General features: G+C 66.2%; 8 protein-coding genes. 2 read left to right on the plus strand and 6 right to left on the minus strand.

Translation table 11 applies throughout. From position 1 onward, the window contains the following. Positions 1-5: 5 nt before the first annotated feature. The 6 genes from ASC81_RS21520 to scpA are packed head-to-tail and all read right to left on the minus strand — an operon-like array spanning position 6 to position 5,812. Positions 6-296, minus strand: coding sequence for a helix-hairpin-helix domain-containing protein (locus ASC81_RS21520; RefSeq protein WP_056271698.1), 291 nt, complete (start codon positions 294-296; stop codon positions 6-8). Further along, positions 293-1,843, minus strand: coding sequence for an acyl-CoA carboxylase subunit beta (locus tag ASC81_RS21525; RefSeq protein WP_056271700.1), 1,551 nt, complete (start codon positions 1,841-1,843; stop codon positions 293-295). Before ASC81_RS21525 ends, ASC81_RS21520 begins: the two co-directional genes overlap by 4 nt. Before the next feature lie 6 nt (positions 1,844-1,849). Continuing rightward, positions 1,850-2,245, minus strand: coding sequence for a VOC family protein (locus ASC81_RS21530; protein ID WP_056271702.1), 396 nt, complete (start codon positions 2,243-2,245; stop codon positions 1,850-1,852). After that, complete coding sequence (gene meaB / locus ASC81_RS21535; RefSeq protein WP_235533725.1) at positions 2,242-3,204, minus strand: methylmalonyl Co-A mutase-associated GTPase MeaB; 963 nt, start codon at positions 3,202-3,204, stop codon at positions 2,242-2,244. Before meaB ends, ASC81_RS21530 begins: the two co-directional genes overlap by 4 nt. Next, positions 3,201-3,626 carry an N-acetyltransferase gene (locus ASC81_RS21540; RefSeq protein WP_235533726.1) on the minus strand — a complete coding sequence of 142 codons (426 nt, stop codon included), beginning with the start codon at positions 3,624-3,626 and terminating at the stop codon, positions 3,201-3,203. Before ASC81_RS21540 ends, meaB begins: the two co-directional genes overlap by 4 nt. Beyond that, positions 3,626-5,812: a methylmalonyl-CoA mutase gene (gene scpA / locus ASC81_RS21545; protein ID WP_056271707.1), complete on the minus strand. Its 2,187-nt coding sequence runs from the start codon at positions 5,810-5,812 to the stop codon at positions 3,626-3,628. Before scpA ends, ASC81_RS21540 begins: the two co-directional genes overlap by 1 nt. Positions 5,813-5,895: 83 nt before the next feature. Here scpA and ASC81_RS21550 point away from each other — a divergent pair, with 83 nt between their 5' ends. Both ASC81_RS21550 and ASC81_RS21555 read left to right on the plus strand, forming a co-directional pair. After that, the gene (locus ASC81_RS21550) at positions 5,896-6,558 is read left to right on the plus strand and encodes a GntR family transcriptional regulator (RefSeq protein WP_056271709.1); all 663 of its coding nucleotides are present in this window, start codon (positions 5,896-5,898) and stop codon (positions 6,556-6,558) included. 407 nt (positions 6,559-6,965) lie between these two features. Continuing rightward, positions 6,966-10,190: S-layer family protein (locus tag ASC81_RS21555; RefSeq protein WP_056271712.1), on the plus strand; the 3,225-nt coding region annotated here is incomplete at its 3' end.

Below are 10,190 nucleotides of genomic sequence, written 5' to 3' on the forward strand. Positions count from 1 at the left end.
CCTCGCTATTTCGTCTTGCCGAGCAGCTTCTTGCGCTGCTCGGTGAAGTGCCACCACGGCTGGGCGGGCACACCGTTCATGAAGTCATGGGCGGCCATGAAGGTGTCGAGCACGCAGGGGTCATGGCGCTGGCCCATCGGGTCGCGGAGGCGTTCGTAGGTCTTCATCGGATCCATCCGCTTCACGTCCGCGGGCGTCGTGATGCCAAGCCCGACCAGGTCCGCTTCCATCGACTTGCCGATGTTCGGAATATCGGTGAGGCGCCGGGCCTCGGCCGCGCAGGTCGCCTTGCTCACAACGGAATGTTCCCGTGCTTGCGCCACGGGTTCTCCAGCTTCTTGTCCTTGAGCATCGACAGCGAGCGGCAGATGCGCTTGCGCGTCTCGTGCGGCTGAATCACGTCGTCGATGAAGCCACGCGCGCCCGCGACAAAGGGGTTGGCGAAGCGGGCCTTGTACTCGGCCTCGCGCTCGGCCAGCTTGGCCGGGTCCTTCTTGTCCTCGCGGAAGATGATCTCCACCGCGCCCTTGGCGCCCATCACCGCAATCTCGGCGTTGGGCCAGGCGAAGTTGACGTCGCCACGCAGATGCTTGGAGGCCATCACGTCGTACGCGCCGCCATAGGCCTTGCGGGTGATGACGGTGATCTTGGGCACCGTGCATTCGGCATAGGCGTAGAGCAGCTTGGCGCCGTGCTTGATGATGCCGCCGTACTCCTGCGAGGTACCGGGCATAAAGCCGGGCACGTCGACGAATGTGACGACCGGGATGTTGAAAGCGTCGCAGAAGCGCACGAAGCGCGCGGCCTTGATGCTGCTTTTGATGTCCAGGCAGCCGGCCAGCACCAGCGGCTGATTGGCGACGATGCCCACCGTCTGTCCTTCCATGCGGCCAAAACCGGTGACGATGTTCTTGGCGTAGTCGGGCTGCAGTTCGAAGTCGGGCTGCAGTTCGAAGAAGTCGCCGTCGTCGACGACCTTGAGGATCAGTTCCTTGATGTCGTAGGGCTTGTTCGGGTTCTCCGGCACCAGCGTGTCGAGCGAGTGATCCAGGCGCGTGGCCGGATCGCCGCTGGGGCGGCAAGGCGCCTTCTCGCGGTTGGACAGCGGCAGGTAGTTGAAGAAGCGGCGCAGCATCAGCAGCGCTTCCACATCGTTCTCGAACGACAGATCGGCCACGCCGCTGCGGCTGTTGTGCGTCGTCGCGCCACCCAGCTCTTCGGCGGTCACTTCCTCGTGCGTCACGGTCTTCACGACCTCGGGGCCGGTCACGAACATGTAGCTGCTGTCCTTCACCATGAAGATGAAGTCCGTCATGGCGGGCGAATAGACCGCACCACCCGCGCAGGGGCCCATGATCATGCTGATCTGCGGCACGACGCCGGAGGCCATCACATTGCGCTGGAAGACGTCGGCATAACCGCCCAGCGACGCGACACCTTCCTGGATGCGTGCGCCGCCCGAATCGTTCAGGCCGATGACCGGGGCGCCGACCTTCATGGCCTGGTCCATCACCTTGCAGATCTTCTCGGCGTGGGCCTCGGACAGCGCGCCGCCAAAGACCGTGAAGTCCTGGCTGAAGGCGAAGGCGAGGCGGCCGTTGATCATGCCGTAGCCAGTCACGACACCATCGCCGGGGATCTTGTTGTCCTGCATGCCGAAGTCCACGCAGCGGTGCTCGACGAACATGTCCCATTCCTCGAAGCTGCCTTCGTCGAAGAGCAGTTCCAGCCGTTCGCGCGCGGTCAGCTTGCCCTTGGCGTGCTGGGCGGCAATGCGCTTCTCGCCACCGCCGAGCCGGGCGCGCGCGCGCTTGGCTTCAAGTGCTTGCAGGATGTCTTGCATGAGGGTCTAGCCTTCAAACGGGAAATTGATCTCCACGCCATTGCCGGCGGGGTCTTGGAGGAAGAACTGGTGCTGGCCGGTGACGGCGGAGCGGGATTCGTGGAAGGCCACGCCGCACTCGCGCAGGTGCGCCGCGGTGGCCACCGGATCGGTGCCGAAGAAGGCGGTGTGGTCGTAGGTCGTCGGCGCGGCGGGGTTCACCGGGCGGCGCACCGCTTCATCGGCCCGCTGCGCGGACAGGTGGACGACCGGGTGGCCGCCGGCATAAAGCCAGTAACCCGCGCTGCCGAAGTCCGGCCGCGGGCCCTGCTCCAGGCCGAGCACGTTGCGATAGAAATCGCGCAGCGTGACCAGAAGCTCAGCAGGTGCACGCAGATTGATGTGATGCAGGCCGGTGATCATGTTTTGCTCCGAAAGGTGGCCAGCAGCTGGCGCGCGGCGGTGGATGCCGGCGTGCGGCCGTCTCGAACGGCGGCGGTGGTGGCGTCGAGCTGGCTCTTCACGGCAGGATGCGCGACAAAGGCCTGCTTGAGGCCGGACTGGATGCGCTCCCACATCCACGCGAGCGACTGCTCGCGGCGTTTGGCCACCCAGGCGCCGCTGGCTTCGCTTGCCGTGCGCAGCGCAGTCAGCGCGTCCCACACCGGCGCAATGCCGTCCGCCTTCAGCGCACTGACCTTCATGACCCGCTGCGTGGCGTGGGCATGCGTAGGCAGCAGGCGCAGCGCCGACATGATCTGCGCCTGCGCGCGCGTGGCAGCCGCGTCGTCCAGGTCGGCCTTGTTGATGACGACCAGGTCGGCCAGCTCCATGACGCCCTTCTTGATGGCCTGCAGGTCGTCGCCCGCATTGGGCAGCTGCAGCAGCAGGTAGAGGTCGGTCATGCCGGCCACCGCGGTTTCGCTCTGGCCGACACCGACCGTCTCGACGATGACGACGTCGTGGCCCGCCGCCTCGCACAGCAGCATGGCCTCGCGCGTCTTCTCCGCCACGCCCCCGAGCGTGCCACTGCTGGGGCTGGGGCGGATGAAGGCGCGCAAGTCCATGGACAGCCTTTCCATGCGCGTCTTGTCGCCCAGGATGGCGCCGCCGGACACGGTGCTCGACGGGTCCACCGTCAGCACCGCCACGCGGTGGCCACGCTCCAGCAGTAACAGGCCGAAGGCTTCGATGAAGGTGCTCTTGCCGACGCCCGGGACGCCGGAGATGCCCAGGCGCAGCGCGCCGCCGGTGGCGGGCATCAGCTCGGTCAGCAGCGCATCGGCCTGCTCGCGGTGGTCGGCGCGCGTGGACTCGATCAGCGTGATGGCCTTGGCCAGCGCGCGGCGGTCACCGGCTTGCAGCGGTCCGGCGAGGCTCAAGCGGCCTCCCAGCGGTATTCGATGTCGAAGTCCTGCTCCTCGACAACCTGGAAGCCATGGCGGCGATAGAAATCGTTGGCGCGGCTATCGCGCAGTGCGGCCAGCGTGATGGGCAGGCCTTGCGACTTGATCTGGTCGAGCACCCAGGCGCCCACGCCCCGCCCTTGCGCTTCAGGGCGCAGATAGAGGTGGTGCAGTCGCAGCTCGCCGGCGCGCCGCTCGACGGTGAAGTAGACGACGCGCTCGCCACGCACGACCAGATGCTGCATCCACTCGGGCCGGAACTGGCTTTGCAGCCGGGCCCGCGCGACCTCGGGGCTGAAGCGGCCAAGCCGCTCCAGGCTCTCGCGCAGCGCCTCGATGCGCAGGGACAGCATGGCCTCGAAGTCGGCATCCACGACGGGTGCCAGTGTCGGCGTCATCAGGCGGTCACCTGTGCCCGGATCTGCTCCAGCACGTCCTTGGCGCTGGCCGGAATCGGCGTGCCCGGGCCGTAGATGCCCTTCACGCCCGCCGCGTACAGCATGTCGTAATCCTGCGCCGGGATGACGCCACCGACGAACACGATGATGTCGTCGGCGCCCTGCTTCTTGAGCTCGGCAATGATGGCCGGCACCAGCGTCTTGTGGCCGGCGGCCAGCGTGGAGATACCCACCGCGTGCACGTCGTTCTCGATGGCCTGGCGGGCGCATTCCTCGGGGGTCTGGAACAGCGGGCCGATGTCGACGTCGAAGCCGAGGTCGGCAAAGGCGGTGGCGACCACCTTGGCGCCGCGGTCATGGCCATCCTGGCCGAGCTTGGCGATCATCACGCGCGGGCGGCGGCCCTGTTCGTCGCCGAAGGCGGCGATCTCGGCCTGCAGCTTGGCCCAGCCCTCGGCCGAGTCGTAGGCCGCCGCGTAGACGCCGCTGACCTTGTGCGTGTCGGCGCGGTGGCGTCCGAAGACGGCTTCGAGCGCGTTGGACACCTCGCCCACCGTCGCGCGCAGGCGCACCGCCTTGATGGCCAGGTCCAGCAGATTGCATTCGCCGGTCTCGGCAGCTTGCGTGAGCAACGTGAGCGCAGCCTGAACGGCGGCCGCATCGCGCGTGGCCTTGATGTTCTTCAGCCGCTCGATCTGGCCGTCACGCACCTTGACGTTGTCGACGTCGAGGATGTCGATGGGGTCTTCCTTGGCCAGCTTGTATTTGTTGACGCCGACGATGACGTCCTGGCCGGAGTCGATGCGCGCCTGCTTCTCGGCGGCGCTGGCCTCGATCTTCAGCTTGGCCCAGCCCGAGTCCACCGCCTTGATCATGCCGCCCTGCGCATTGACCTCTTCGATGATCTCCCAGGCCTTGTCGGCCATGTCCTGAGTGAGCCTCTCCATCATGTAGCTGCCGGCCCAGGGGTCGACGACGCTGGTGATGTGGGTCTCTTCCTGAATGATGAGCTGGGTGTTGCGTGCGATGCGGCTGCTGAACTCGGTGGGCAGCGCGATGGCTTCGTCCAGCGAGTTGGTGTGCAGGCTTTGCGTGCCGCCGAACACGGCGGCCATGGCTTCGATGGTGGTGCGCACCACGTTGTTGTACGGATCCTGGGCGGTCAGGCTCCATCCCGAGGTCTGGCAGTGGGTGCGCAGCATCAGGCTCTTGGGCGACGTCGCGCCGAAGCCCTTCATGATGCGGCACCACAGCAGGCGTGCCGCGCGCATCTTGGCGATCTCGAGATAGAAGTTCATCCCGATGGCCCAGAAGAACGACAGTCGCGGCGCGAAGTCGTCGACGCTCAGGCCCTTGGCCAGGGCCGTCTTCACATACTCCTGGCCATCGGCCAGCGTGAACGCCAGCTCCAGCGCCTGGTTGGCGCCGGCCTCCTGCATGTGATAGCCGGAGATGCTGATGGAGTTGAACTTGGGCATCTCCCGCGCCGTGTATTCGATGATGTCGCCGACGATGCGCATCGACGGCTCCGGCGGGTAGATGTAGGTGTTGCGGACCATGAACTCCTTGAGGATGTCGTTCTGGATGGTCCCCGCCAACTTGTCCTGCGGCACGCCCTGCTCTTCAGCCGCGACGACGTAGCCGGCCAGCACCGGCAACACGGCGCCGTTCATCGTCATGGAGACGGACACCTTGTCCAGCGGAATGCCGTCGAACAGGATCTTCATGTCCTCCACCGAGTCGATGGCCACGCCGGCCTTGCCGACGTCGCCGGTCACGCGCGGGTGATCGCTGTCGTAGCCGCGGTGGGTGGCCAGGTCGAAGGCGACCGACACGCCCTGCCCGCCGGCGGCGAGCGCCTTGCGATAGAAGGCGTTGCTTTCCTCGGCAGTCGAGAAGCCGGCGTACTGGCGGATCGTCCAGGGCCTGGCGGCATACATCGTTGCCTGCGGGCCGCGCAGGAAGGGCTCGAAGCCGGGCAACGTGTCGGCATGCGGCAGGCCGGCGGTGTCGGCCGCCGTGTAGAGCGGCTTGACCGTCAGGCCTTCCGGCGTGACCCAGTTCAACGCGCTCACGTCACCGCCCGGGGCCGACTTGGCGGCGGCCTTTTGCCACTGATCCAGCGTGGCGGTCTTGAACTCCGGGGTGTCTCCCCTGGAGCTGGATTCCCGGCTCGCGTCCGACATCGAAACTCTCCTGTAACAGAAGCCCATCATAGCCGAGCTGCATTATTCATAATTATGAATTCAGATCCCATACACTCGGAACCATGCCCGCAGCCGGTTCACTCGACCACGCCCCACTTGCCACTTCAGCCCTGTATGAGCAGGTGGCCGACCGGCTGCGCCACCAGATCCTGACACGGGAACTGGAACCGGGCGCCTGGATCGACGAGCTGAAGCTCTGCGGCGAGCTGGGCATCAGCCGCACGCCGCTGCGAGAGGCGCTGAAGGTGCTGGCCAGCGAAGGCCTGGTGACGATGAAGCTGCGCCGCGGCGCCTACGTGACCGAGATGAGCGAGCGGGATGTGCGGGAAGCCTACCAACTGCTCTCCTTGCTAGAAAGCGATGCCGCTGCCGAAGTTGCCGCCCGCGCGACCGATGAGCAGTTGCAGGAACTGGGCGAACTGCACCGGTCGCTGGAAGAAGCCTTGCCCGACCGCGTCGCCTTCTTCGCAGCCAATGAGCGCTTTCACATGCGAGTGCTGGAGATCGACGGCAACCGCTGGCGGCTGCAGTTCGTTGGCGACCTGCGCCGGCTCATGAAGCTCAATCGCCACCATTCGCTGTTCCGGGAGGGACGGCTCGCGGAGTCGCTGGACGAACACCGCGCCATCGTCAAGGCACTGCTTTCGCGGGATGCGGAAGCCTGCCGTGAACTTGTCACAGCCCATTTTTGTAACGGCTTGAGTGCTACCCAAGCGGCTTCCTGACCGCATTTGGGTCGGTCGTGAACTGCCACCGAAAGCACGCCCTTATCGCGACGTGAAACGGCGCAAGCCTCACTAGCATGCTCATCAGTGGGTAAACCAGCCCCCGTCTAGGTGTCCTCGACGCGGCTGTATTGCCAAATTTCGCACCAACCAAGCCCGAAATGAGCGCTTTGCCCTCAAGTCAGGTGCGGCTGGCCCGATAACCGACTGAAGCTCAAAAAACTTCGAGTTACATGTCTGCCTGAACGGTTAGGCCCGTGACTCGAAGCCAGCCCCTGCGGAACCACCTTGACGCGTGGTTTTGCTGGACGAGAACAAAGCGCCGCGTCGGCGCAGGTTTGACTAGACGCACGGCTGCTGACTGATCCGAGTCAGCCGCCAATCAGCACAACAGCAGGTGAAAAGCCATGGCGACCATCGTCCCCTATATCTCCGTCGCAAACATTCCCGGGCTGACTACCCAGAACATCAGGGACTTCACGACGGAAGACTGGGCGGCTTTCAGCACCGATCAGCTGGTTGCGTTGACCACGGCGCAGATGGCGGCGATCACGTCGACCGGGCTGTCCGCACTCGCGAGCGACCAGATTCGCGCCTTCCAGACGGAAGACTTCCGCGCGATCACTACTTCCTCGCTGCGCGGCTTTGGCTCCGACCAGATCGGCGCCATCACCACCGACCAGCTGCAAGCGATGAGCAGCGGCCAGATCGCCGCGCTGACGAGCGTCCAGATCAAGGGGTTTGACGCCGCCGACATGGTCGCGCTGACGACCGGCCAGGTCGCCGCGCTGACAACGGCCCAGGCGTTCAGCCTGTCGACCGACCAGCTCGCCGCCATCGAAACCGGCGATCTGCGCTTCCTGACGACCGGCGCCCTGCGCGCGCTGACCAGCACCCAGCTCGATGGCCTGACCAGCGACCAGTTGCGTGCGCTGACGACCGGCCAGGTCAATTCGCTGACCACGGCACAGGTCCGCAGCCTGAATACCGAGGACTTGAACAGCTTCACCAGCGACCAGTTCAATAGGCTGTCCACCGCCCAGGTCGCTGCGCTGACGAGCGACCAAGTCGCCAATCTGGCCACCGACAACCTCAATTCCCTGGGCACCGCCCAGTTCAGCGTGCTGAACTCCGGGCAAATCGGCGCGCTGACGACCGACCAGCTGTCCAAACTGGAAACGGCCGACCTGCGTGCCGTGACCACCGCCGCGCTGCGCGGCCTGTCCAGCGACCAAGTGCAAAGCCTGGCCAGTGACGCCGTCGGCAGCCTGACTACCGGCCAGATCGCCGCGCTGTCGACCGTCCAGGTCCAAGGCCTGGAAGCTGCCGACATGGGGGCACTGGGCACGGCACAGGTCGCCGTGCTGTCCTCCGCGCAGGCGCAGGCCCTCAGCACCGACCAGCTCTCGGTCATCGACGCGGCTGACATGAAGTCGCTGTCGACGCTGGCCCTGCGCGCTCTGTCGAATGCGCAGCTCGATGGCCTGACATCCGACCAATTGCGTGCGCTGACCAGCGGCCAGATCATGGCCCTGACGACGGGCCAGATCAGCAACCTGAACACCGACGACCTCGGCAGCCTGACAAGCGATCAGCTCAACAAGCTGACCACCGTGCAGGTCGCGGCGCTGACCGCCAACCAGCTCGGCAACCTGGCGACCGACACCCTCAACGCGCTGGGCACGCAGCAGTTCGCTGCACTGAGCTCGACCCAGCTTGCTGCCCTGACGACCGACCAGCTTTCCAAGCTGGAGACGGCCGACCTGCGCGCGGTGACGACCGCCGCCCTGCGCGGCCTCAGCTCCGACCAGATCAACAGCCTGACCAGCGATGAAGTCGCTGCGCTGAGCACCGGCCAGATCGCCTCACTGACCAGCGTGCAGGTCCAAGGCCTGGAAGCCGCCGACATGGCGGCGCTGAGCACCGCGCAAGTCGCCGTGCTGTCTTCCGTCCAGATGCAGGGCCTGTCGACCGACCAGCTCGCGGCCATTGAAACGGGCGACATGCGCTCGCTGTCGACGGTCGCCCTGCGTTCGCTGTCCAACGCCCAGCTCGACGGCCTGACCTCCGACCAGCTGCGCGCGCTGGCAACGGGCCAGGTCAATGCCCTGACGACCGCTCAGGTCTCCAACCTGAACACCGATGACCTGAACAGCCTGACGAGCGAGCAGTTCGCACGCCTCGCCACCGCGCAGGTCCAGGCGCTGAGCGCCAACCAGCTGGGCAATCTCGCGACCGACAACTTGAACGCGATGGGCTCGGCCCAGTTTGCGGTGCTGACGTCGGCTCAGTTCGGCGCGCTGACGACCGACCAGCTGTCCAAGCTGGAAACGGCCGACCTGCGTGCCGTGACGACCGCCGCGTTGCGCGGCCTGTCCAGCGACCAGGTGCAAAGCCTGGCCAGCGACGCCGTCGGCAGCCTGACCACCGGCCAGATCGCCGCACTGTCCACCGTCCAGGTCCAAGGCCTGGAGGCCGCCGACATGGCCGCCCTGGGCACGGCCCAGGTCGCCGTGCTGTCCTCCGCCCAGGCGCAGGCCCTCAGCACCGACCAGCTGTCGGCCATCGAGGCAGCTGACATGAAGTCGCTGTCGACTGTGGCGCTGCGCGCCCTGTCCAACGCCCAGATCGACGGCCTCACCTCCGACCAGCTGCGCGCCCTGTCCAGCGGCCAGATCAACTCGCTGACGACGGCCCAGGTGCAGAACCTGAACACCGACGACCTGAACAGCCTGACCAGCGACCAGTTCAACAAGCTCAGCACCGCCCAGATCGCCGCGCTGACTGCCAACCAGATCGGCAACCTCGCCACCGACAACCTCAACGCCATGGGCACGCAGCAGTTTGCGGCCCTGAGCTCGGCCCAGGTCGGCGCGCTGACGACCGACCAGCTCTCCAAGCTCGAAACGGCCGACCTGCGCGCCGTGACGACGACGGCCCTGCGCGGCCTGTCCAGTGACCAGGTCAACAGCCTGACCAGCGATGAAGTTGGCAGCCTGACGACGGCGCAGATCGCTTCGCTCAGCACCGTCCAGATCCAGGGCCTTGAGGCCGCCGACATGGCCGCCCTGGGCACCGCGCAGGTCGCCGTCCTGTCCTCGGCCCAGGCCCAAGGTCTGTCGACCGATCAGCTCGCCGCCATTGAAGCCGGCGACATCAAGTCCCTGTCGACGCTGGCCCTGCGCGCCCTGTCCAACGCCCAGCTCGACGGCCTCACGTCCGACCAGCTGCGCGCCCTGTCCAGCAGCCAGATCAACTCGCTGACGACGGGCCAGGTCGACCAGTTCAACAAGCTGTCCACCGGCCAGATTGCCGCGCTGACGGCCAACCAGGTCGGCAATCTCGCCACAGACAACCTCAACGCCATGGGCACGCAGCAGTTCGCGGCCCTGAGCTCGACCCAAGTCGCCGCCCTCACGACCGACCAGCTGTCCAAGCTGGAGACGGCCGACCTGCGTGCGGTCACGACGAATGCGCTGCGCGGCCTGAGCTCCGACCAGATCAACAGCCTGACGAGCGACGCGGTGGCCAGCATGGGCACCAACCAGATCGCCACGCTGAGCACCGTCCAGATCCAGGGTCTGGAAGTCGCCGACATGACGGCCCTGACCACCGGCCAGGTCGCCGTGCTG

It is taken from the genome of Pelomonas sp. Root405 (genome assembly GCF_001425165.1).
Classification (GTDB): domain Bacteria; phylum Pseudomonadota; class Gammaproteobacteria; order Burkholderiales; family Burkholderiaceae_C; genus Pelomonas.